The organism is Nocardioides sp., assembly GCF_964228225.1.
GTDB lineage: Bacteria > Actinomycetota > Actinomycetes > Propionibacteriales > Nocardioidaceae > Nocardioides.
The window spans coordinates 1-23061 of sequence record NZ_CAXQZB010000027.1 but is presented as its reverse complement, the minus strand read 5'-3'; the positions used below and the strand labels follow the sequence as shown (position 1 = coordinate 23061).

The window sequence follows — 23061 nt, the reverse complement described above, 5'->3', positions numbered from 1 at the left end:
CCATGACGTCCGCCGCTCCCGCCTGGCGCGATCCGCAGACCGTGCGGTCCCTGCTCACCGAGTGCGACACCTGGGCGGTGGTCGGGCTCTCGGGCGACCCCTCCCGCGACGCGTTCCGCATCGCCGCGCTGCTGCAGGCCCGGGGCAAGCGGATCGTGCCCGTGCACCCCGACGCACCGACCGTGCTCGGGGAGCCCGGGTACGCCGCGCTCGCCGAGGTCCCGTTCGCCCTCGACGTCGTCGACGTCTTCCGGCGCTCGGAGGCCGCGGGGGCGGTGGTCGACGAGGCGCTGGCCCTCGCCACCGTGCCGCGCGGGATCTGGCTGCAACTGGGCGTGCTCGACGCCGCGGCGTTCGCGCGGGCGCAGGCCGCAGGCGTGCCGATGGTCATGGACTCCTGTCCCGCGATCGAGTGGCCGCGGCTGGACCGTCAGGAGCCCTGATGCTGCCCTCGACGTGGCGTCCGCAGCCACCCCGGAACCCCGTGCGCCTCGGCGCCCCCCACGACGGCGGCTACGTGCTGCCGGCGGAGGCCGTCGATCAGGCGGCCGGGCTCCTCGGCCTCGGCCTGGGTCTGGAGTGGTCCTTCGAGGCCGCGTTCCGGGCGCGCTCGTCGGCACCGATCGTGGTCTGCGACCACACCATCAACCGTCGGTTCTGGATCGAGCAGGCGTGGGCGCAGGCCCGGCTCGGCCGTACCGACATCTGGCGCCGGCGCCGTGACTACCGGCGCTTCTTCGGTGCCGACCCCGCGACGACCCACCTCGCCGTGCGCGCGGGCGACGGCATCCGCCGTCCGCCCGAGGAGTGGGACCGCAGTCTGGCCGAGCTGCTGGCGATGACCCAGGGGCCGCAGCTGCTGCGCATCGACATCGAGGGCGACGAGTACCGGGTGCTGGAGGACCTGGTGGCGCACGAGGACCGGCTGGTCGCCGTCGTGATCGAGTGGCAAGACCTCGACCTGCACCGCGACCGGGTCACCGACCTCCTCGGCCGGCTGCGTCGCCTGACGCCCTGCTGGGTGCACGGCAACAACTACGGCGGACTCGACGCGGGCGGCGACCCCCTGGTGCTCGAGATGACCCTCGCCCCTGCCGAGATGCTCCTGCCCGCCGGGGCCGACGCGACCGCCGAGGCCGAGGCCCGGCGACGGGTGGCCGACCTGACCCACCCCAACCGACCCGACCTCCCCGACGTCGCACTGCGCTACGCCGCGCACTGACGCCGATCACCCTCCCCGCCAGTCCTGAGGAGCCCCCGTGTCCGGCACGACGCGCACCCTGTTCCTGCACGTGGGCCCGATGAAGTCGGGCAGCACCTACCTCCAGAACGCCGCGACGGCCATGGCCCCGCAGCTGGCCGGGGCCGGTCTGCTCTTCCCGCTCGACGACGCCGGTGCGTGGGGCCTGCAGTCCCACGCAGTGCGCGAGTTCCGCCGCGACGGCGGTGGCCGCGCCTGGGACCAGCTCGCCGCCCGGCTGGACGCCCACCCGGGCGACGCACTGGTCTCGATGGAGTTCCTCTCGCTGTACCGCCCCGAGGAGGTCGCGCGGCTGCGCGCGGCGCTGCCCGGACACCGGATCCTGCCGGTCTTCACGGTGCGCAGCGCCCTGCGACTGGCCCCCTCGGTGTGGCAGACGGCCGCCCGCAACGGCACGCCGGAGCCGTGGCCGGAGTTCGCGGCCGGGCTGGCCGCGCGGGGCGCCCACCCGGCGAAGGCCTTCTTCCGCCGGCGCCAGGGCCTGGTGCGCCAGTTCGAGGCCTGGTCCTCCCTGGGCGAGCCCGCGATCCTCAGCGTGCCCGAGGACCGCTCCGACCCCGCCGAGCTGTGGCGCCGGTTCTGCGGCACCCTCGGCCTGGCCGACCGGGTGCCCTACCGCCCCGGCGAGGCGGTCAACCGCAGCCTGGGCTACCCCTCCGCCGAGCTCGTGCGCCAGGTGCAGGTCGCCCTCGACGACGTCGCCGCCCGGCGCGGCGCCCCGCTGCCCGAGGAGACCCGGCTGGTCACCAAGCGGCTGCTGAGCCGTCGCATCCTCATCAAGCGGCTGCGCGAGGAGCCCTCGATCCCGGTCGACGCGGCGCTCGGGAGGTGGGCCGCGGCCTGGAACCGCAAGGTCCTGGCGAGCATCGAGGAGGTCGCTCCGGGGCTGCCCGCGCCCGTCCGGGCGCAGCTGCGGGTCGACCTCGACGTCCCCGCCCCGGACTCCCCCGCCTACCGGCCGGTCGAGCCGCCGGCACCGGAGGCCGTGGCGGCGGCCGGCGACTTCGCGATCGCCGAGCTCGAGCGGCTCGCCGCCGGGGCGACCACCCTGGATCCGGCCGCGTCGACCACCACGGGGCGGCCGGCCCCCGCCGGCGCCACCCCGACGGTGCGTCGGCTCGTGGCGCTGATCGACCTGCTCGCCGACGACGTCGCCCGCGGCGGCGACATCGCCGCCCTGCTCGGCTGACCCCCGCGCCCCGCCGGGAGGTCAGGTGCGGGCGTCCGCGGCGATGCGGAAGCCGAGGTTGCCGGCGGTGTCGAGGACGTGGCTTCGATCGCGCGCCGAGACCCGGTAGCGGTTGCAGTAGGAGTCGTGGCACAGGTAGGACCCGCCGCGACGGATCCGGACCTCGGGACCGGCATCGGTGGCGGTCCACTCCCAGACGTTGCCGACCACCTGCTGCAGGCCGAAGCCGTTCGGCTCCCCGGCCCCGACCGGGCCCGGACCGACCGCCCCCTGCCCGCGGCGGTGACGGTGGGGGAAGTCGCCCTCCCAGATCACGCACCGCGCCGGACCGGCGAGCGGATGCTCGTCGCCCCAGGGGTAGAGCGCACCCGGCAGACCGCCCCGGGCGGCGTACTCCCACTCGCTCTCGGTGGGCAGCCGGGCCCCGCACCAGGCGGCGTAGGCCTCGGCGTCGGGTGCGGCGACGTGCACCACCGGCAGGTCGGGGCGGGCACGACGCTCGGTGCCCGCGCCCCCGGGCCGGGACCACGCGGCGTCCTGCACCGCGATCCACCACTCCACCCCCGCCGCCCGACCGCGCACCACCGCACGCGGGCCGACCTGGAGGTGGAAGACGAAGGACCAGCCCTCGCGCTCGGCCACCGTGGTGTGGCCCGTGGCTGCCACGAATGCGGCGAACTCGGCGTTCGTGACCGGCGTGGCACCGATCCGGAACGGCGCCACCACCACCTCGCGCACCGGACCCTCGCCGTCCTCGGGGCGGGCGAGCGGGCCCTCGTAGCCCATCGCGAACCGCCCCCCGGGCAGGTCGAGCAGCCGGGGCCCGTCGGCCCCGCCGGACCCGCCGGAGCGCCGGGACACCTCCACCGGACCCGGCGTCGCGCCGCGCGCAGGCAGGCAGCACGGCGCGGGCGACCCGCTCCCCTGCTCCCCGTCCACGCCGCTCACGGAGGCGTCGGCCGCTCGGTCGGCTGCTCGGTCGGGGGCACCGCGAACGGCAGCCCCAGGGCGTAGGTGCGCGGACAACCCGTCCCGACGCAGTCGACGTAGGCGGCCGTGAGCTCCCGCAGCCGCACCACCAGCGGGGAGTCGGATCCGGCACCCGCGGCGAGGTTGACGGTCTCGAAGGGGTCGGTGCGGACGTCGAAGAGCTGATCGGTGCCGTTGGGGCGCACGGCGTAGCGGTAGCGACCCACCACCACGCCCTCGAAACGACGCACGTCGGAGTTCTTCGGCCACCCCTCGATCGGGATCGGCCGCACCCCGGCGACCCGTCCCTCCCACAGCCCCGAGATGTCGGCGCCGTCGGCGTCGTCGGCCTCCGGCGGAGCGCCCGCCAGGGTCGCGAAGGTCACCGGCAGGTCAGGCACGGCCGCCGCGGAGGTCACCACGCTGCCGCGCGGGATCCGCGGGCCGCGCACCACCGTGGGCACGGTGAGGATGTCGCGGTAGGGCACGATCTTGCCCAGCCAGTTCTGCTGCCCGGTGGTGTAGCCGTTGTCGGAGGTCACCACGACGTAGGTGCGGTCCAGCTGCCCGGTCACGCGCAGCGCCCGGATCTGGTCGCGCACCCCGCGGTCCACCGCCTGCAGCGCCTGCACGCGCTCGCGGAACAGTTGCTCCTCGGCGCGCCGCAGCCGCGGCGGCGTCCGCACGTCCCCGAACAGGCCGGCCCGGCGCCACAGGTTGGGGTCGCGCGGCATCCGCAGCCGCGGGAAGGAGTCGACGTCGCGCGGGGCGGGCACGGTGGACGCCAGGCCCGGCGGGTCGTCGGGCCCCCGGGGTCCGCCGTTGTGCGGGGCGACGTAGTTGATCCAGCCGAACCACGGATCGGGGTCGGCGGCCCGCTCCGCGATCCACGTGGTGGCCCGGTCGGTGATCTGGTCGCTGCTGTAGCGCCCCGGCACGCCGGTGAGCCGTCCGCCCGGGGCGAAGAACCGGGTGTCGAAGAAGCGGTAGGTCCCCAGCGTGGCCGGGGTCCAGCAGTCCCAGCCCGGTTGGGCCGCCGAGGCCGGGAGCGCCCGCTCGTAGCCGTTCATCCACTTGCCGGTGACGAAGGTGTCGTAGCCGGCGTCGTCGAGCCAGGTCGCGACCGTGCTGTCCTGCTCGCCGCGCGCGACGAAGCGATCGGCCCCGCCGTAGGTGCCGCCGACGGTGAGCATGCCGTGGTTGTGGGCGTACTCGCCGGTGATCACCGAGGCCCGCGACGGCACGCACACCGGCGTGGGGGCGATCATCGTGGTCATCGTGGCGCCGGCGTCGCCGACGAGCCGGCGCACGTGCGGCATGTACGCGAAGTCGCGGCGGGCGGCGTCGTCGAGGGTGATGAGCAGGAAGTTCGGCCGGGCGTCGGCGGCACGCTGCTGCACGCCGGTGTCGGTCGGATCGGGCGGCCGCGGGGGCACCACCCGCACGCCCGGACACCGCGGGGGCGTGGCGGGCGACGCCGACGTGGCCGGTGACGACGGCGCACCCGGGACACCGCCCCGCGTCACCGGCGCGCCGGTGCACCCGGCGAGCAGGGCCGTGGTGAGCGCGAGCGCAGCGACACCGACGGGGGCGCCGGGGGCGGTGCGGAGTCCTCGGAACCCGAGCGGAGGACGAGGCGGCACGTGGGTCACGCTCCCGCGCCGGGGTCGGGACCGCTCACCCGGTGACCGGGGCCCCGGCGGCGCGCACCACGGCGCCCTTCTCGGTGGCCTGTCGGTGGAGGTCGGTCTGGAAGTCGACCATGCGCTGCTGCAGGGCGGGGTCGGTGGCCGCGAGGATGCGCACCGCGAGCAGCCCGGCGTTGCGGGCACCGCCGATGGCCACGGTCGCCACCGGCACACCGGCGGGCATCTGCACGATCGAGAGCAGCGAGTCCATGCCGTCGAGGTACTTCAACGGCACCGGCACCCCGATCACCGGCAGCGGCGTGACCGCGGCGAGCATGCCGGGCAGGTGGGCGGCTCCGCCGGCGCCGGCGATGATCACCGACAGCCCGCGCGCCGCAGCCTGCTGGCCGTAGGCGAGCATCTCGGCGGGCATCCGGTGGGCCGAGACGACGTCGGCCTCGTAGGCGATGCCGAACTCCTCCAGCGCCCGCGCGGCGAGCTCCATCACCGGCCAGTCGGAGTCCGACCCCATCACGATCCCGACGCGGGGTCCGGTCTGCTGCTCGCTCATCGTCACTCGCTCTCGTCGCCGAGGTCGCCGCGGAACCAGGCGGCGGCGTGCCGCGCCCGCTCCAGGCAGTCCTCGAGGTCCTCGCCGTAGGCGTTCACGTGGCCGACCTTGCGGCCCGGACGCATCGACTTGCCGTACAGGTGCACCCGCAGCCGCGGATCGCGGGCCAGGGCGTGGGGGTAGCCGTCGTAGAGGCGACCCACCGGCGTGCCGTCCTCGCGGTCGGGGGCGCCGAGGATGTTGACCATCACGGTCCAGCGGGCCCGGGGGTCCGGGGCGCCGAGGGGCAGGTCGAGCACCGCACGCAGGTGGTTCTCGAACTGGGAGGTGACCGCGCCGTCCTGGGTCCAGTGCCCGGTGTTGTGCGGGCGCATGGCCAGCTCGTTCACCAGGATCGTGCCGTCGGCGGTCTCGAAGAGCTCCACCGCGAGGACGCCGGTGACGCCGAGCTCGCCGGCCAGGCGCAGCGCCAGCTGCTGGGCCGCGGTGGCGCGCTCCTCGGGCAGGTCGGGCGCGGGGGCGATCACCTCGTGGCAGATCCCGTCCAGCTGGGTGGTGGCCACCACCGGGTAGGCCGCGGCCTGCCCGGACGGGGCGCGCACCACGATCGCGGACAGCTCGCGGGCGAAGTCCACCAGCTCCTCGGCCAGCAGCTCCACCCCCGACGCCGCGGCGGCGGCGAACGCAGGCTCGGCGTCGGCGGGCTCGCGCACGAACCACACCCCCTTGCCGTCGTAGCCGCCCCGGGTGGTCTTGAGCACGCAGGGGAACCCGAAGGCGGCGAGGTCGGCGGCGTCGGCGATGCGGGCGAACCGCGGGCAGGGCGCGCCGAGCGCGCTGAGCCGCTCGCGCATGACGGCCTTGTCCTGGGCGTGCACCAGCGCCTCCGGACCCGGGTGCACCCCGACCCCGTCGGCGGCCAGGGCGCGCAGGTGGTCGGTGGGGACGTGCTCGTGGTCGAAGGTCACCACGGCGGCTCCGGCCGTGACCTCTCGCAGCGTCGCGAGATCGCGGTAGTCGCCGACGACGTGGTCGGGGATCACCTGCGCGGCGGAGACGCCCGGCGCCTCGGCGAGCAGCCGCAGCGGCAGACCCAGGGCCGCGGCGGGCTCAGCCATCATCCGTGCCAGCTGACCACCGCCGATCACCGCGATCGTGGGGGCCAGGGCCTCGGACTGGGCCTGGTTCGGGGCCTGGTTCGGGGCCGCGGGGCTGGGGCTCGACACGGGCTCACCCTAGTGGCGCGTCGCGGTCGACCCGCGATCCGGGTCGGCGGCGGATCACTCGGGGGGCGTGGTCTCGAACCGCAGCCCGCGCCCGCGCAGGGTCGTGATCAGCCGCGGGCGCCGGCCGTCGTCGCCGAGCTTGCGGCGCAGCCAGCCCAGGTGCACGTCGATCGTCTTGGAGGAGGTCCAGAAGGTGGTCTGCCAGACCTCGTGCATCAGCGTCTCGCGCGAGACGACGTCGCCGGCCCGGGCGATGAGGGCGTGCAGGAGGTCGAACTCCTTGCGGGAGAGCACCAGTTCCTCCCCCGCGCGCCAGACGCGCCGCGCGACCGGGTCCACCCGGACGCCCTGCACCTCGTACATGAGCGCTCAACGTAGGGACACCGATGCGGGCAGGGGCACCGATCCGGCACATGAGACGGTGCGGCGACGGATCGGTCTAGACCGGTGCGTGGCGCGGGCGGGACGGGCGGGACGGGTGGGACGGTTGGGGATGCTGGGTCGGGCGGGACGCCGCGGACCCGCGGTCGGTCCCGCCGTCGTCACTGACGCCGCACGGCCACCGGCTCGACCAGGCCGAAGCCCCGCACCGGTCGCGCGGGGAGGCGGCGGGTCTCGAACTGGTCCGGCGGCAGCAGGGCCGCGGTCTCGGCGTCGATGATGATGCGGTTGCGGCGCGCCACGTTGGTGAGCCGTGCCGCCATGTTCACCGGCGGGCCGAAGACGTCGCCGAGCCGGGTGACCACCGACCCCGAGGCCAGGCCCACCCGCACGTCGGGCATCCGGGAGTCGCGGCCGATGACGGTGATGATGCCCTCGGCGGTGTCGTAGGCCCGCACCGGATCGTCGTTGACGAAGAGCACCGAGTCGCCCAGGGACTTGATGATCCGCCCCCGCTGGGCGGCGACGACGTCGGCGCAGCGGCTCTCGAAGAGCTCCACGAGGTCGCCGATGCGCTCGCGCGAGAGCTCGTTGGACAGCGCGGTGAAGCTGACGATGTCGGCGAACCCGACCGTGAGCGGCACGGTGTTCGGGTCGGCCTCCCCCACCGCCATGATGCGGGTGACGGCGGCGGCCAGGTGGCGTCGCCAGGCGTAGATCAGCAGCTGCTCGAAGTTGGCGCCCAGACCGTCGAGCAGGTCCTGGGCGGTCTCCATGCGGGTGCCGCCGCTGGCCTGCTCCAGCTCCTCCACCCGGTGCACGAGGGCGGAGGCCTCCCAGTCGGCGAGCCGCGCCATCGTCTGACCGAGCGCGCGCGTCAGCGCCACCGCGAGATCGAGGTCGATCAGGCCCTCGTTGATCGGCGCGGTGAGTCGTCGGATGGCATCGGCGTCGGCGGGGGTGAAGGCCCGCGCCTGGTCGGCCTCGGGCAGGCCGAGCGCCCGCCACAGCCGGCGGGCGTGGTCGACCGTCGTGCCACTGGCCCCGGCCAGCTCCTCCGCCGTCAGGCTCGGCTCCTCGCCGAGGATCGCGCGCAGCAGCTCGGTGCTCTCGGCACCACGGGGGTCCGGGGGATCGGGCACGGCCTCGGGGGCCGGGCCGCCGGGGGGCGTCGGGGCGGCCACCGGGTCAGTGGCCCTCGGCACCGGGACGCTCGCCCCGGTGCACGCCGTGCAGCAACGCGTTGAGGGTCCGCTGGGTCTCCTCGACCCGCGGGATGTCGTGGATCAGCACCTGCCCGTCCGTGCTGGCGTCGCTGATGACGAGGGTGCCGCACCCCAGCACGCGGTCGAGCAGGTCGCGCTCGTAGGCGACGTCGCTGATCCGGCTGAGCGGGATGTCGTGGCCCCGGCGGGTGAGCACGCCGTGGCGGGTGATGAGCCGGCGGTCGGTGATCGTGTACGAGCCCGATGCCCACACCAGCGCCGGCCACACGGTGCGCCACAGCACGAGCAGCACCACCGCCCCCCACACGACGCCCACCACGATGGGCTCGTCGGTGAGCGCGTCGGGGGCCCCCACCGAGAACAGCACGCCCAGGGCGAGCAGGAGCACGCCGGTGAGCACCGGCACCACCAGCGCCTTGGCGTGGGTGCGGGTGCTGACGACGATCTCCTCGCCCGGGTTCAGCAGTCTGCGCGAGAGGGCCACGCAGGGGATCATGTCACCGCGGCTCAGGTGAGTGCACGCACATGCACCACATCGCCCGCCGAGACGGCGTGGCGACGGCCCGCCGCCTCGACCACGAGCTGGCCGGCCGGGTCGATCTCGCGGGCCACGCCCTCCAGCGCGCTGCCGTCGGGCAGCTCCACCCGCACCTGGCGGCCGACGGTCACGCAGGCCGCCCGGTAGGACTCCTGCAGCCGCATGCCGGAGGCGTCACCCCCGGCCTCCCAGGCGTCGTAGGCCTCCCGCAGCGAGGCCAGCACCGCGAGCAGCAGGGTCGTGCGATCCGGTGCCGCCCCGGTGGCGAGCAGCAGCGACGTCGCGGTGGGGACCGGCAGCTCCTCGGCGGTGGTGGAGACGTTGACTCCCACGCCCAGCACGGCGGCGGGACCCTGCGGGGTCTCGATGCGCTCCACCAGGATCCCGGCCACCTTCTGCTCCCCGATGAGCACGTCGTTGGGCCACTTCACCCCGACGTCGGCGACCCCGTGCGCGCGCAGGGCCTTGTCGACGGCGTAGCCGGTGAGCAGCGGCAGCCACGGCCAGGCGCGGGTCGGGCTGGTGGGACGCACCAGCAGCGAGAACGTGAGGCCCGCGCGGGCCGGGGTCTCCCACTGCCGGTCCAGCCGGCCACGACCGGCGTGCTGGTGCTCGGCCACGACCACGAGACCGTCGGGCGCCCCCTCCCATGCACGGGCGATCGCCTCGGCGTTGGTGGAGGCGGCCTGCTCGAGCACCTCCACCACCAGATCCGGCGGGAGCGCGGGGTGGCCGGGAGCGAGTCGCTGCTTGTCGAGGGGTGGGCGCTCGGCGCTGTCGGTCGTCACGGGCACTAGCCTGTCCTACCGACCGGGGGCGCGAAACGTGTCGCTCCCGACGCCGGCCTCGCCGGACGCCAGCCCGAAGCCCGACCGCACCCGTGGGGTGCCGCTCGAATCCAGGAGCCAGGAAGTCACGTGAGCGCACAGCCGAAGGGGACCGACGTCCCCCAGGACATCGACCTGCACACCACCGCCGGCAAGCTGGCCGACCTCGAGCGCCGCCTCGACGAGGCCGTGCACGCCGGGTCGGAGAAGGCGATCGAGAAGCAGCACGCCAAGGGGCGCAAGACCGCCCGCGAGCGCATCGAGATGCTCTTCGACGAGGGCTCCTTCGTCGAGCTCGACGAGCTCGCCCGGCACAGGTCCACCGCCTTCGGCCTGGAGAAGACCCGCCCCTACGGCGACGGCGTGATCACCGGCTACGGCACCGTGAACGGCCGCCAGGTGTGCGTGTTCTCCCAGGACTTCACCGTCTTCGGCGGCTCCCTGGGCGAGGTCTACGGCGAGAAGATCACCAAGGTCATGGACCTGGCGATCAAGACCGGCTGCCCGATCATCGGCATCAACGAGGGCGCGGGCGCCCGCATCCAGGAGGGTGTGGTCTCGCTCGGCCTGTACGGCGAGATCTTCCGCCGCAACGTGCACGCCTCGGGCGTGATCCCGCAGATCAGCCTCATCATGGGCAACTGCGCCGGCGGCCACGTCTACTCCCCCGCGGTCACCGACTTCACGATCATGGTCGACCAGACCTCGGCGATGTTCATCACCGGACCCGACGTCATCAAGACCGTCACCGGCGAGGACGTCTCGATGGAGGAGCTCGGCGGCGCGCGCACCCACAACACCAAGTCGGGCAACGCCCACTACATGGGCAGCGACGAGGAGGACGCGATCGAGTACGTCAAGGCGCTGCTCTCGTTCCTCCCGCAGAACAACCTCGACGAGGTCCCGGCCTACGACTCCCCGGCGGCCCTGGAGCCCACCGACCTCGACCTCGGCCTGGACACCATCATCCCGGACTCCCCGAACCAGCCCTACGACATGCACGACGTCATCACCGCCGTGCTCGACGACGAGGACTTCCTCGAGGTCCAGGAGCTGTTCGCCCCCAACCTCATCGTCGGCTTCGGCCGGGTCGAGGGCCGCTCGGTCGGCGTGGTCGCCAACCAGCCGATGCAGTTCGCCGGCACCCTCGACATCGACGCCTCCGAGAAGGCCGCCCGCTTCGTGCGGTTCTGCGACGCCTTCAACATCCCGGTGCTGACCTTCGTCGACGTCCCCGGCTTCCTCCCCGGCACCGACCAGGAGTGGAACGGCATCATCCGCCGCGGCGCCAAGCTGATCTACGCCTACTCCGAGGCCACCGTCCCGCTGGTCACGGTCATCACCCGCAAGGCCTACGGCGGCGCCTACGACGTCATGGGCTCCAAGCACCTCGGCGCCGACATCAACCTCGCCTGGCCCACCGCCCAGATCGCGGTCATGGGCGCCCAGGGCGCGGCCAACATCGTGCACCGCAAGACCCTGGCGAAGATCGAGAAGGAGGGGGGCGACGTCGAGGCCAAGCGCGCCGAGCTCATCGACGAGTACGAGACCACCCTCGCCAACCCCTACATCGCCGCCGAGCGGGGCTACGTCGACGCCGTCATCGCACCGCACGAGACCCGCGCCGAGGTCGTGCGGGCGCTGCGGCTGCTGCAGACCAAGCGCGCCACCCTGCCGGCCAAGAAGCACGGGAACATCCCGCTCTGATGGCCGAGACCACGCCCGACACCGCTCCCGACGCCGCTCCGGCGGCGCCGCTGCTGCGGATCATCACGCCCGACACCACGCCGGAGGAGGTCGCCGCCATCGTCGCGGTGCTCTCCTCCCTGGGCGGCGCGGCTCCCGCGCCGCGGCGTGCACGGGCGTCGTGGAGCCACCCGGCCCGTCAGGTGCGCCGCACGCTGCCCCACGGCGTCGGCGGCTGGCGCGCCAGCGGCCTGCCCCGCTGAGGGTCGGCGCGCCATGGCGGTGACCACGCTGGTCCTGGCCTCGGCCTCCCCCGCGCGGCTCGCGACCCTGCGAGCCGCGGGGGTGGAGCCGGTCGTCATCGTCTCCGGGGTCGACGAGGACCAGCTCACCGGCCTCTCCCCCGCCGACCTCGCCCTCGGCCTGGCCGAGCTGAAGTCGGCCGCCGTGGTCGCCCGCGACGACCTCCCGCCGGACGCCGTGGTGCTGGGGTGCGACTCCGTGCTGGAGCTCGACGGCGAGGCCCACGGCAAGCCCGAGGTGCCCGAGGTCGCGATCGCGCGGTGGCGGGCGATGCGCGGACGCAGCGGCGTCCTGCACACCGGCCACAGCCTCCGCGATCCGCGCACCGGGGAGCACCGCAGCGCGGTCGCCTCCACCGTCGTGCACTTCGCCGACGTCACCGACGCCGAGATCGAGGCCTACGTCGCCACCGGCGAACCGCTCCAGGTGGCCGGTGCCTTCACCGTCGACAGCCGCGGCGGCGCGTTCGTCACCGGCATCGAGGGCTGCCACCACAACGTCGTGGGCGTGAGCCTGCCGCTCGTGCGCACCCTGCTGGCCGACCTCGGCGGGTCCTGGACCGACCTCTGGTAGCTGCACGCGTCCCGTGACGCTCGCTGCGCTCGCTCCTCGACGACCGCACCACCGCCACGGTCGTCGAGGGGGCGCCCCGGCGCCGTCACGAGACGCCGACCCACCCACGGTCGTCGAGGAGGCGCCCCGGCGCCGTCACGAGACGCGGTGAGCCGGGGGACGGCGGTGGGGTCCTGCGCGCGGGCGGCTCAGCCCGCGACCGACTCCGTCGCGGCCTGCGGCAGCGCCGGGCGCCGGAACACGAACCGGCGGAAGAGGTAGAAGCGCGCCACGAAGGCCAGCACCAGGCCGATGCCGTTGCCGGCGACGTTGTCGGCGAGGGCGCTGTCCAGCCCCAGCACGTGGCGGCTGATCGCCAGGCACCCCAGGGGCAGCACCATCGCGGCGAGGTTGATCGCGATGTAGGCCGACCACCCGCCGTCGGCCTGCACCGGCGGGCGGTGCGGGAAGACGAAGCGGCTCGCGCCGTGGTAGCTGATCACCATGCCCACCGAGTTGGCGACGACGTAGCCCAGGATCGCCTGGTCCGGCATCGGCGGCCGGTCGAGGAACAGCCCGTGCACCAACATGTTGAACAGCACGAACGACACCCACGTCGCGGCCTGGGCCACGACGAAGAACCGCAGCACCTCGGCCGCCAGGCGTCGATGTCGGCTCACCCCGCCATCGTACGGGCGCGACCGGCTATTCGACGGGAAGGCCCAGGCCGCGGGCGATCAGCATCCGCTGCACCTCCGAGGTGCCCTCGCCGACCTCCAGCACCTTCGCGTCGCGGTAGAAGCGCGCGACCGGGTACTCCTCCATGAAGCCGTAGCCGCCGAAGACCTGCGTGGCGATCCGGGTGGCGGTCACCGCCGACTCGGTGCTGTAGACCTTCGCCACCGACGCGGCCTGCTTGACCACGCCCGCCGGGGCGCCCGCGTCCTTGAGGGCCGCCGCGCGGTAGGTGAGCATCCGGCTGGCCTGCAGCATGACCTCGAGGTCGGCGATCTGGAAGGCCACGCCCTGCTTGCGCCCGATCGGCCCCCCGAAGGTCTGCCGCTCCCCGGCGTAGGCGACCGCCATGTCCAGGCAGGCCTGGAGGCAGCCGACGCTCAGCGCCGAGATCGCGATCCGGCCGTCGTCGAGGGTGGCGAGGAACTGGGCGTAGCCGCGGCCCCGCTCCCCGAGCAGGTGGTCGGCCGGCACCCGGACGTCGGTGAAGCTCAGCGGGTGGGTGTCGGAGGCGTGCCAGCCGAGCTTGTCGTAGGCCGGCTCGGCGACGAAGCCGGGGGTGCCCGCGGGGATCATGATCGCGCTGATCTCGGGTCGGCCGTCCTCGCGCACCCCGGTGCGGGCGGTGACGGTGACCAGGCTGGTGATCTCCGAGCCCGAGTTGGTGATGAACTGCTTGGCGCCGTTCACCACCCACTCCTCGCCCTGCAGCTCCGCGCGGGTGCGCGTCGCGCCGGCGTCGGAGCCCGCGCCGGGCTCGGTGAGACCGAAGCCCGCCAGGGCCTCGCCGGCCACCAGCGCCGGCAGCCAGGCCTCCTGCTGCGCGCGGGTGCCGTACTCGATGAGCGGGTTGATGCCCAGGCCCACCCCCGCCTGCAGGGTGATGCCCATCGACTGGTCCACCCGACCCAGCTCCTCGATCGCCAGGCACAGGCTGGTGAAGTCGCCCCCGGCGCCGCCGAACTCCTCAGGGGCGGTGAGGCCGAAGAGCCCCAGCTTGCCCATCGCCCGCACCACGTCGACCGGGAAGTGGTGCTCGCGGTCCCACTGCGCCGCGTACGGCGCGATCTGCGCCTCGGCGAAGTCGCGGACGCTGCGGCGGAACTCCTCGTGCTCGCGGGACAACTCGAAGGACGTCATGACGGCATCGTAGATCAGTGGTTAGCGTTTGTTAACCGTCTGGGCGGACGACGGCCCGCGCCGGGATCAGTCGCAGGTGTCGCAGAGTCCGGTGGCGGGCAGGGCCATGAAGCACCGGGGGCAGACCGCGACCGGCCGGTCGACGGCGTGCACGCGCTTCGGAGGCGCCGGCGCCTTGGGGGCAGCCGGAGTCCGGGCGGCCCGGGGGGCGCGCGGGGCGGCCGGGGTGCGCGGCGTGGTCGTGCGGGTGCGGGTGGAGGTCGCACGGGGCAGGGCCGCGGGGACGCCGCCGTCCTCGGGGGCGCTGCCGGCCCAGACGTAGCAGGCCAGTCGGGAGACGGCGGCGTGGCGCTCGCGGGCCCCGACGTCGGTGAGGGGCAGCTGGTCGGCGGCACGCAGGACGTCGTCGTAGCGTTCGCCGACGTAGCCGCGATGATCGACCACGAGCGCAGTGAGCGGCGGGAAACCGTCGCGGGCGTGCACCCGCGCGAGCGGGGCGAGCACCTTGGGCAGCCACTTCTCGTGCGGCCGCGTGGTGCCCAGGTGGGACTCGCGCAGCAGCCGCTCGGCGAGATCGGCCTCGCGGATCACGGCGTGGTAGTCGGCCGCGACCTCCTCGAGGATCGGGTGGGTCAGCTTCACCCACGCCTCGAGGGCGATCGCCTCGGAGGTCTGCTCGCCGCCCGGCTCGTGCCAGAACCCCTTGCGCTCCTGCTGGTACTCGGACACCCCCCGAGCATAAGGCGACGGCACGCGGTCCGGCGGAGGCACCCTCGGCGTACCCGGCGGGCGCCCACGGTACAGACCCCGCGCTCGGGCGACACCGTGACGCGGTAGCCTGCGGGGCGCGCGTCGACGGGGTCGACACCGGACGAACAAGGAGTGAGTAGGTGCCCGAGGTGAAGCCTCTGCAGAAGGTCCTGATCGCCAACCGCGGCGAGATCGCCGTCCGCGTCATCCGCGCGGCCAAGGACGCCGGGATCGGGAGCGTCGCGGTCTACGCCGAGCCCGACGCGAACGCGCTCCACGTGCGCCTCGCCGACGAGGCGTACTCGCTGGGAGGGGCCACGCCGGCCGACTCCTACCTCTCGATCCCGAAGATCCTCGAGGTCGCCGCCCGCTCCGGCGCCGACTCGGTGCACCCGGGCTACGGGTTCCTCGCCGAGAACGCCGAGTTCGCGCAGGCCGTCATCGACGCCGGGCTGATCTGGATCGGTCCCTCGCCCGAGGCGATCGACGCCCTCGGCGACAAGGCCAAGGCCAAGCACATCGCGCAGAAGGCCAACGCGCCGCTGGCCCCCGGCACCAAGGACCCGGTCAAGGACGCCGACGAGGTCGTCGAGTTCGCGAAGGCCAACGGTCTGCCGGTCGCGATCAAGGCGGTCTTCGGTGGCGGCGGCCGCGGGCTGAAGGTGGCCCGCACGCTCGAGGAGATCCCGGAGCAGTACGAGTCCGCGGTGCGCGAGGCCATCGGCGCCTTCGGCCGCGGCGAGTGCCTGGTCGAGAAGTTCCTCGACCGCCCGCGTCACGTCGAGACGCAGTGCCTGGCCGACAAGCACGGCAACGTCGTGGTCGTCTCCACCCGCGACTGCTCGCTGCAGCGTCGCCACCAGAAGCTGGTCGAGGAGGCCCCCGCGCCGTTCCTCTCCGAGGAGCAGCTCACCAGCCTCTACGAGTCCTCCAAGGCCATCCTGCGCGAGGCCAACTACGTCGGCGCCGGCACCTGCGAGTTCCTCGTGGGCCGCGACGGCACGATCTCCTTCCTCGAGGTCAACACCCGCCTGCAGGTCGAGCACTGCGTGTCCGAGGAGGTCACCGGCCTGGACCTCGTGCGCGAGATGTTCCGGATCGCGGCCGGCGAGGAGCTCGGCTACGGCGACCCCGAGATCATCGGCCACTCGATCGAGTACCGCATCAACGCCGAGGACGGCGGCCGCAACTTCATGCCCGCCCCCGGCACCCTCACCGAGTGGAACCCGCCGCAGGGCCCGGGCGTGCGCGTCGACGGCGGCTACGAGAAGGGCGAGACCGTCCCCGGGGCGTTCGACTCCCTCATCGCCAAGCTCATCGTCACCGGCCGCACCCGCCAGCAGGCGATCGAGCGCTCGCGCCGGGCGCTGGCCGAGTTCGGCGTCAGCGGCATGCCCACGGTCATCCCCTTCCACCAGGCCGTGCTGAACGACCCCGCCTACGTCGGGGCGTCCAACCCCACCGGCGAGGGCTCGTTCGACGTCTACACCACCTGGATCGAGACCGAGTTCGACAACCAGATCCAGCCCTACGACGGCGAGCTCGGCGAGGCCGACGAGGCCGGCGAGAAGCAGACCGTGGTGGTCGAGGTCGGCGGCAAGCGCGTCGAGGTCGTCCTCCCGGCGGGCCTGGGCGGCATCGCCTCCGCCGCGCCGGCCGCGGGCGGTCCCGCCAAGCCCAAGCGCGCCGGCGGCAAGAAGGCCGGCGCCGCGGCGTCGGGCGACTCCGTCACCAGCCCGATGCAGGGCACGATCGTCAAGGTCGTGGTGGCCGAGGGCGACGCCGTCGCCGAGGGCGACACGGTCGTGGTCATCGAGGCCATGAAGATGGAGCAGCCGCTCAAGGCGCACAAGGCCGGCACCGTCACCGGCCTGGCCGCCGAGGTGGGCGCCACCGTCACCAGCGGCGCGGTCATCTGCGAGCTCAAGGACTGACCTCCTCTCCCCACCCGGGGAGCACCCGCCACGGGGCCACCGGATCCGTCCACATCGGGCGGCGGTGGCCCCGTCGGCGTCCCGCGGCCGTTACCGTGGGACCCCCGGGTCCGCCCGGTCCCCCGTGCCCGTCGTCGCCCCGGAAGGTCCGCATGCCTGAGTTGCTCGGCGCCCTGATCCGCCGGTGGCGCCTGCTGCTGGTGGCGGTGCTGCTCGGGGTCGCGGCCGCCAGCGCCCTCACGGCTCTGCAGCCCTCCGTCTACCGGGCCACCTCGCAGGTGTTCGTGTCGGTGCGTGAGAACAGCGACGCGATCGACCGCAGCCTGGGCCAGACCTTCCTGCAGAGTCGCATCAAGTCCTACGCCCGCGTGGTCAGCAGCCCGCTGGTGCTCGACGACGTCATCGACGAGCTCGACCTCGACCAGGACGCCGCCGACCTCGCCTCCCGCATCCACACCCGGGTACCCCCGTACACCGTGCTGCTCGAGATCGCGGTGGACGACGAGGACCCCGCCCGCGCCGCCGAGATCGCCGATGCCGTCGCCGCCCGCTTCAGCACCGTGGTCAGCGACATCGAGCAGGCCCGCACCGAGCAGGACTCCCCGGTCCAGGCCGAGCTCGCCCGACCGGCGGTCGTGCCCGAGGAGCGGATCAGCCCGATCCCGGCCTACAACCTCTCCCTCGGCCTGCTGCTCGGCCTGATCGTGGGCACGCTGGTCGTCGGCGTGCGCGAGCGGATCGACACCCGCGTGGCCACCGACGACGACATCGCCGAGGCCACGGACCTCCCGACCCTCGCCGTCATCCCCGAGGCCCGCACCGACTACCAGGTGCCGCTGCTCGGCCTGGACCACGCCGACCCGGTGTGGGCCGAGGGCTACCGACGCCTGCGCACCAACCTCAGCTACAGCGCGAGCGAGGGACATCTGCGGCGCATCGCCATCTGCAGCCCGCTCGGCGACGAGGGCCGCACCCTCACCGCCGTCAATCTGGCGCTCTCCTACGCCGACGCCGGCTTCCGCCCGGTCCTGGTCGACGCCGACCTGCGTGGCTCGGCCGTGGCCCGCACTCTGGGCCTGGTGCACGACGTGGGGCTGAGCGACGTGCTGGCCGGGCTGCTGCCGCTCACCGAGGTGGTGCAGCGCCACGGCGGGCTCGACGTCGTCGCAGGCGGGCCCACCGTGCCCAATCCCAGCGAGATCCTCGGCTCCGGCCGCTTCCAGCGGCTGGTGCGCGAGCTGCTCGACACCTACGACGTCGTCATCCTCGACACCCCGCCGCTGCTCAGCGTCACCGACGCCGCGGTGGTGAGCACCTGCGTCGACGCCACCGTGCTGCTGGCCCGCGCCGAGATCACCACCCGCATGCAGCTCAAGCGGGCCCTGACGGCGCTGTGCCGGGTCGATGCCGTGGTGGCGGGGGCGGTGCTGAACCGCAGCGACGTGACCGTGTCCAGCGGCTACCGCTACGAGTACACCGCCAGCACCAAGCGTCGGCGTTCCCGCTCCTGACGCTCCCGGCCCGGGGGCCGGTCCGGCCACCGCCACTCGGGGGCGGCGGTGGCACGCTCGTGCGCGCTGCGCTGCGGAGTCGTGCCGCGCTGCCGGCTCCGGTCGCGCGGTCCCAGGTCCGGGAGACGGCACAGGGGCGGACCGCGCCGTGCGCGATCCGCCCCTGGTGAGCCGGAGGAGGGGCGGACTACTCCGCCGCGACCTCGGTGTCGGGCTTCTTGCCGATCAGGCCGCCGACCAGGCCGCCGACCAGACCGCCGCCGCCGCCGGCGGTGCCACCGCCGCTGGTGCCGGTGCTGCCGGTGCCGAGGATCGGGCCGGTGATGTCGCTGACGATCGGGAGGTCCGGCACGGTGACGTTGACGCCGGGCAGGCCGGGCACGCTCGGGGTGGTGACGGTGACGCCACCCACGCCGACGGTGACCGAGCCGGAGTCGTCGACGGTGACCGGGGACGTCGGGGTCGAACCGCCGTTGTCGGTGCCACCGCCGTTGTCGGTGCCGCCACCGTTGTCGGTGCCGCCACCGTTGTCGGTGCCACCGCCGTTGTCGGTGCCACCACCGTTGTCGGTGCCACCACCGTTGTCGGTGCCGCCACCGTTGTCGGTGCCGCCGCCGTTGTCGGTGCCGCCACCGTTGTCGGTGCCGGGGTCGGTGCCGGGGTCGGTGGTGCCGCCGTCGGAGCCACCGCCGTCGGTGGGACCGTCGGTGTCACCGCCGTTGCCGCCGACCGCCTCGGTGCCCGGCGTCACGCCGGTACCGATGGGCAGCACGGGAGCGGTGGCGTCGGAGACCAGCAGGACCTGGGGCTCGTCGACGTCGGGCACCGGCGCCCCCGGGACCGCGAAGGTCGGGGGCTCGGAGGTGACGCCGACGATGGAGTCCTCCGGACCCCGGAACGGGGTGCCGGGCAGCCGGCTGGGGTCGGCCAGGAGCACGGTGAGCGCGACCGCGGCGACCGCCCCGGAGCCCACCATGGCGGCGACCGGGTGGGCCTGACGCTGGCGACGCCACATGCGGGTGGTCATCGAGACCGTGCTGGCCAGGCGGCCACGCTCGGGGTGGGCGGCCAGGAACGGCACGGCGGCCGTGCCGACCACGGCCGTGGCCAGGGCCAGCCGCACGGCGGAGTCGAGGGTGAGGACGTCGCGCACCAGGGGCAGGCAGTCGTCGCACTCGCGGCCGTGGTCGCGCAGGCGCCGGCTGAAGCGATCGCCGAGCCGGGCCGAGGTGGTGGCGCGCAACTCCTCGCGCAGCCCGCGGCAGGTGTCCCCCGCGCCGCCGCGGTGACGCACGGCGACCTCGCGGCGCATGGCCGCGTGGGCGGAGCCGAGGGCGTGGACCATCTCGTGCTCGGACATGGGCAGCACGGTCGCGATGTCATCGAGGGCCTCACCCTCGATGTCGCGGTGCCACACCAGGGTCTGCCACGACGGCGGCAGCGAGACGAAGGCGTCCCACACGGCGGTGTCGCCGCGGTCGACGAGGGCGTCGGGCTTGTTGATCACCAGGTGCCAGGCGACCCGCACGGGCACGCGCGTCCCGGCGGGGTCGGCCAGCCACTGGCGCAGCACCTCCTCGGACTCGGCGAGGACGTCGGGACCGATCCGGTCGGCCCACGGCCGCACGGCCTCGCGGTGGCGCGAGAGCACGACGTCGGCAGCAGCGGTCTCGCCCGCACGGCAGTAGCTGGTGAGGGCGTGGTCACTGAGGGCGCTCAGGTCCTGATGACGGTGCGTGAGCGACGACGGGACGGGGGGCGGTGTCGTCATGTCTGGGGAATCCTCTGCTTCATGGGGATACGGCCGACAGTATGGCAACGTCGGGCGAAGCGCGAAGTTACGGCCATCGTCGGATCCGCGTCATCGAGGTTCCACCGGTGGTGGACGGACGCTACCGGATACCCGGCCCCGTGTCGCTGTGGATCTCGTCACGGCGTCAGGGCCTCGACGATCCGGTCGGCGGCCCGCGCCATGCCGTCGGCGCTGGGGTGGAAGCCGATGCCGTCACCGGGCGCGGTGAATCCGCCGTTGACCCAGGTGCCCTCCTCGCAGATCGCCTGTCCCTCGGTGGTGCGCAGGTCGACGAAGCGGACGTCCGCGTCGCGGGCCGCCTGCTCCTGCGAGGCGACGACGACGTTGAACAGCCCGGCGAGCCAGCGGGCGTCGGCGTCGGTGAGCAACAGGTCCTCGCACGTACCGGCCACCGGGAAGATGCGGGGGTAGCCGACGACCACCACCACGGCGTCGGGGCTGCGGCGGCGGATCGCCTCGAGGTCGGCGGCCAGGCTCGCGCGGATCCCGGTCGCACTGGCCTCGAGACCGGCGACACCGGCCTCGCCGAAGGCGTCGCGGCACGGCGTCGCGTCCGGGGGACCCCCGACCGACTGCTCCACGACCTCGGCGCAGACCGCGAACACGGTGGCGAACAGGTCACCGTCGTTGGCCCCCAGACTCACGGTGATCAGGTCCTCACGGCCGTTGAGGGCGCGGATCTGGGGCGGGACGACGACGGCGTCCGCACCGATCAGCTGACGGTCCGTGACCGCGGCCGTGGACGCGCCCGAGCAGGTGGCGTCCACGAACCGCCGCACGTCGCCCCGGGCGGCGATCAGGGCGGGGTAGCTGCGCGTCGAGCGGCCGCAGGTGAGCGCGGTCCCGGAGTCCTCCTGCGCGGGCGCGATGCCCGGACCGGCGCTGAAGGAGTCGCCCATCGCGACGTAGCGCCGGATCCCGCGTGCGAGCAGCTCCGGCGGCAGGGGCTCGACCGGTGCGGTGCTCACGACCAGCAGGTCCGCGGCCGGGTCGGCGGCCGGATCGACCGGCCCGTCGTCGCCACGGGTGAGGAGCACGGCGGCGCCGGCCACCAGGCCGACCACCACCGCGAGGGCGAGCGCGAGCACGCCGCGGCGACCCGGCGGGCCCTCCGCGTCCTCCGGGCCCGCGTCGCCCGCCCCCGGGTCGTCCGGGGGCAGCGGCGGCACGGGGAGGTCGGAGACGTCGGGACGGTCGGGAGGAGGGACCACGTCCGGGCCAACGACGCAACCGGGCGGAGGTCACTGCCCCCGGGGGCATGGGCCGGTGTGACCTCGGTCCCCCCAGGATCCCCGGACTCACCCGGATCCCGCCGGTCACCCGACGCACGCGCCCGGCGCCGTAGGTTGGAGCGGTGGAGGAGACATCCGTGCCGAGCGCCGCGGCGCTGCGGGAGCCCGCCTGCGCCGTCGACGTGCGGGCCCGCTGGCTGTGGACCGCGCAGGGACTCGGACTGGCGGTCCTGGGCGCGCTCGCCCTCGGGGTCGGTCTGCCCCTGCTCGGCCCGGCGTGGCTCCCGACCTGGTCGGTGGTGCCGTTGCTGGGCCTCGGCGTCACCCTCGCGGTGGTCGGCGCGGGCCTGCGCTACCGCTGGCACCGGTACGAGGTCACCCCCGAGGCCGTGTACGTCCAGACCGGATGGTGGACGCGCGAGCAGCGACTCGCCCCGCTGGCCCGGGTGCAGACCGTCGACCGCCACGAGACGGCCCTCGGGCGCGCCCTCGGCCTGACCTCCCTCACCCTCACCACGGCGTCGGCGGCCGGACCGCTGCGCATCGACGGACTGCGCCGCGAGGTCGCGGCCGCCCTGGCCCGCGACGTCCTGGAACGGGCCGGTCGTGGCGGCGACGGCACCGACCAGCATGAGCACCAGCAGCGCCCCCCGCACCCCCAGCAGCAGGACCACCCGGATCCCGAGCCGGGGAGCCCGCTGCGATGAGCGGACCGGAGGTCGGCACCGACTGGCGTCGGCTGGACCCGCGGATGCTGGTGGTGCACCCGGTGCGCGAGCTGGCCCGGTTCGTGCCGGCCCTGCTGGTGGTGCTCTTCGCCGGCCGCGTGGCCCGCGACGGCGAGGGGGGCGCCTGGCAGCTGCTGGCCGTGCTCGGCCCGCTGGCGCTCGGCATCGTGCGCTACCTCAGCACCCGGTATCTGCTGACCCCGGACCGGATCGCGGTGCGGCACGGCCTGCTGCGCCGCCGCGTGATCGAGGTGCCACGCGCCCGGGTGCGCACCGTGGACCTCACCGCGACCCTCAGCCAGCGACTGCTCGGGCTGGTCTCCATGCGGGTCGGCACCGGTCTGGCGACCAGCACCGACCAGGACGACCTCGTCCTGGACGGGCTCGGCGCCGCTGCGGCCTCGCGGCTGCGCGACGACCTGCTCGAGAGCACCGCGCACGACGGCGCACCACTCCCCCGACCCGACGCGCGACCCGACGCCGGACCCGACGCCGGCCCCGTGAGCCGGTTCCATCCCTCCTGGCTGCGCTTCGCGCCGCTGGACACGACCGCCCTGGCCGCCGTCGCCGCCGCCCTCGCCAGCGGGGCGTCCCTCGTGCTGCAGTCCGCGCCCGACCTCGGTCGCCGGCTCGAGTCCTCGGCGGGCACGGCCCTGCGCGACGCCGCCCCCCTGGTGGGGGTCGCGCTCGTGGTGCTGGTGCTCGGGGCCGTCGCGCTGGTGCTGGTCGTCGGACCCGTGGTGCGCGCCGCCCTGGTCGACGGCGGCTACCGGCTCGACCGCACGCCGCGGGCGTGGCGCGTGACCCGCGGCCTGCTCACGCGCCAGGAGACGACCCTCGACGACGCGCGGGTCGCCGGCG

General features: G+C 74.5%; 23 protein-coding genes. 10 read left to right on the top strand and 13 right to left on the bottom strand.

Features of this window, described 5'->3' with window-relative positions; translation table 11 throughout:
- Positions 1–2: 2 nt before the first annotated feature.
- The 3 genes from ACERUJ_RS06845 to ACERUJ_RS06835 are packed head-to-tail and all read left to right on the top strand — an operon-like array spanning position 3 to position 2450.
- Entirely contained in the window at positions 3–443 is a 441-nt protein-coding gene (locus tag ACERUJ_RS06845) for a CoA-binding protein (protein ID WP_370247736.1), read from the top strand.
- The gene (locus tag ACERUJ_RS06840) at positions 443–1222 is read left to right on the top strand and encodes a hypothetical protein (protein WP_370247735.1); all 780 of its coding nucleotides are present in this window, start codon (positions 443–445) and stop codon (positions 1220–1222) included. Before ACERUJ_RS06845 ends, ACERUJ_RS06840 begins: the two co-directional genes overlap by 1 nt.
- Positions 1223–1259: 37 nt before the next feature.
- Complete coding sequence (locus ACERUJ_RS06835) at positions 1260–2450, top strand: hypothetical protein (protein WP_370247734.1); 1191 nt, start codon at positions 1260–1262, stop codon at positions 2448–2450.
- Between the two features lie 21 nt (positions 2451–2471).
- On the opposite strand, the gene ACERUJ_RS06830 is transcribed toward ACERUJ_RS06835, so the two are convergent.
- From ACERUJ_RS06830 to ACERUJ_RS06795, 8 genes are all read right to left on the bottom strand, one after another.
- Complete coding sequence (locus ACERUJ_RS06830; RefSeq protein ID WP_370247733.1) at positions 2472–3398, bottom strand: SUMF1/EgtB/PvdO family nonheme iron enzyme; 927 nt, start codon at positions 3396–3398, stop codon at positions 2472–2474.
- Positions 3395–4819 (bottom strand): sulfatase-like hydrolase/transferase, encoded by a 1425-nt coding sequence (locus ACERUJ_RS06825; protein ID WP_372715304.1) that lies wholly within the window; start codon positions 4817–4819, stop codon positions 3395–3397. Before ACERUJ_RS06825 ends, ACERUJ_RS06830 begins: the two co-directional genes overlap by 4 nt.
- 277 nt (positions 4820–5096) lie before the next feature.
- Positions 5097–5618 carry a 5-(carboxyamino)imidazole ribonucleotide mutase gene (gene purE, locus ACERUJ_RS06820; RefSeq protein WP_370247731.1) on the bottom strand — a complete coding sequence of 174 codons (522 nt, stop codon included), beginning with the start codon at positions 5616–5618 and terminating at the stop codon, positions 5097–5099.
- A gap of 2 nt (positions 5619–5620) precedes the next feature.
- Positions 5621–6844 (bottom strand): 5-(carboxyamino)imidazole ribonucleotide synthase, encoded by a 1224-nt coding sequence (locus ACERUJ_RS06815; RefSeq protein ID WP_370247730.1) that lies wholly within the window; start codon positions 6842–6844, stop codon positions 5621–5623.
- Positions 6845–6898: 54 nt separating this feature from the next.
- Positions 6899–7207 carry a winged helix-turn-helix domain-containing protein gene (locus ACERUJ_RS06810; RefSeq protein ID WP_370247729.1) on the bottom strand — a complete coding sequence of 103 codons (309 nt, stop codon included), beginning with the start codon at positions 7205–7207 and terminating at the stop codon, positions 6899–6901.
- A 179-nt stretch (positions 7208–7386) separates the two neighbouring features.
- Entirely contained in the window at positions 7387–8409 is a 1023-nt protein-coding gene (locus ACERUJ_RS06805; protein WP_370247728.1) for an adenylate/guanylate cyclase domain-containing protein, read from the bottom strand.
- A 4-nt stretch (positions 8410–8413) separates the two neighbouring features.
- On the bottom strand, positions 8414–8935 hold the full coding sequence (locus ACERUJ_RS06800) for a PH domain-containing protein (RefSeq protein WP_370247727.1): 522 nt from the start codon (positions 8933–8935) through the stop codon (positions 8414–8416).
- Between the two features lie 23 nt (positions 8936–8958).
- Complete coding sequence (locus tag ACERUJ_RS06795; protein ID WP_370247726.1) at positions 8959–9777, bottom strand: biotin--[acetyl-CoA-carboxylase] ligase; 819 nt, start codon at positions 9775–9777, stop codon at positions 8959–8961.
- 129 nt (positions 9778–9906) lie between these two features.
- Here ACERUJ_RS06795 and ACERUJ_RS06790 point away from each other — a divergent pair, with 129 nt between their 5' ends.
- From ACERUJ_RS06790 to ACERUJ_RS06780, 3 genes are read left to right on the top strand one after another with little or no spacing between them, the layout of a single operon-like run.
- Positions 9907–11523 (top strand): acyl-CoA carboxylase subunit beta, encoded by a 1617-nt coding sequence (locus tag ACERUJ_RS06790; protein WP_370247725.1) that lies wholly within the window; start codon positions 9907–9909, stop codon positions 11521–11523.
- Entirely contained in the window at positions 11523–11765 is a 243-nt protein-coding gene (locus ACERUJ_RS06785) for an acyl-CoA carboxylase subunit epsilon (RefSeq protein WP_370247724.1), read from the top strand. Before ACERUJ_RS06790 ends, ACERUJ_RS06785 begins: the two co-directional genes overlap by 1 nt.
- Before the next feature lie 13 nt (positions 11766–11778).
- Positions 11779–12378 (top strand): nucleoside triphosphate pyrophosphatase, encoded by a 600-nt coding sequence (locus ACERUJ_RS06780; RefSeq protein WP_370247722.1) that lies wholly within the window; start codon positions 11779–11781, stop codon positions 12376–12378.
- Between the two features lie 188 nt (positions 12379–12566).
- Here ACERUJ_RS06780 and ACERUJ_RS06775 read toward each other — a convergent pair whose 3' ends face one another.
- The 3 genes from ACERUJ_RS06775 to ACERUJ_RS06765 form a co-directional block, all read right to left on the bottom strand.
- On the bottom strand, positions 12567–13037 hold the full coding sequence (locus ACERUJ_RS06775) for a GtrA family protein (protein ID WP_370247721.1): 471 nt from the start codon (positions 13035–13037) through the stop codon (positions 12567–12569).
- Positions 13038–13062: 25 nt separating this feature from the next.
- Complete coding sequence (locus ACERUJ_RS06770; protein WP_370247720.1) at positions 13063–14232, bottom strand: acyl-CoA dehydrogenase family protein; 1170 nt, start codon at positions 14230–14232, stop codon at positions 13063–13065.
- A gap of 66 nt (positions 14233–14298) precedes the next feature.
- On the bottom strand, positions 14299–14961 hold the full coding sequence (locus tag ACERUJ_RS06765) for a hypothetical protein (RefSeq protein ID WP_370247719.1): 663 nt from the start codon (positions 14959–14961) through the stop codon (positions 14299–14301).
- A gap of 161 nt (positions 14962–15122) precedes the next feature.
- On the opposite strand from ACERUJ_RS06765, the gene ACERUJ_RS06760 reads away from it, so the two are divergent.
- Together ACERUJ_RS06760 and ACERUJ_RS06755 are read left to right on the top strand one after the other, a co-directional pair.
- Positions 15123–16916: a biotin carboxylase N-terminal domain-containing protein gene (locus tag ACERUJ_RS06760; protein ID WP_370247718.1), complete on the top strand. Its 1794-nt coding sequence runs from the start codon at positions 15123–15125 to the stop codon at positions 16914–16916.
- Between the two features lie 152 nt (positions 16917–17068).
- Positions 17069–18427, top strand: coding sequence for a polysaccharide biosynthesis tyrosine autokinase (locus ACERUJ_RS06755; protein ID WP_370247716.1), 1359 nt, complete (start codon positions 17069–17071; stop codon positions 18425–18427).
- Between the two features lie 187 nt (positions 18428–18614).
- On the opposite strand, the gene ACERUJ_RS06750 is transcribed toward ACERUJ_RS06755, so the two are convergent.
- Both ACERUJ_RS06750 and ACERUJ_RS06745 read right to left on the bottom strand, forming a co-directional pair.
- Positions 18615–20198, bottom strand: coding sequence for a hypothetical protein (locus ACERUJ_RS06750; protein ID WP_370247715.1), 1584 nt, complete (start codon positions 20196–20198; stop codon positions 18615–18617).
- Positions 20199–20356: 158 nt separating this feature from the next.
- Positions 20357–21451: an SGNH/GDSL hydrolase family protein gene (locus ACERUJ_RS06745; RefSeq protein WP_370247714.1), complete on the bottom strand. Its 1095-nt coding sequence runs from the start codon at positions 21449–21451 to the stop codon at positions 20357–20359.
- A gap of 143 nt (positions 21452–21594) precedes the next feature.
- Between ACERUJ_RS06745 and ACERUJ_RS06740 the strand changes: the two genes are divergently transcribed.
- Together ACERUJ_RS06740 and ACERUJ_RS06735 are read left to right on the top strand one after the other, a co-directional pair.
- Entirely contained in the window at positions 21595–22179 is a 585-nt protein-coding gene (locus ACERUJ_RS06740; protein WP_370247713.1) for a PH domain-containing protein, read from the top strand.
- Positions 22176–23061 (top strand): PH domain-containing protein (locus ACERUJ_RS06735; protein ID WP_370247712.1); only part of this gene is annotated, 886 nt, incomplete at its 3' end. The genes ACERUJ_RS06740 and ACERUJ_RS06735, both read left to right, overlap by 4 nt.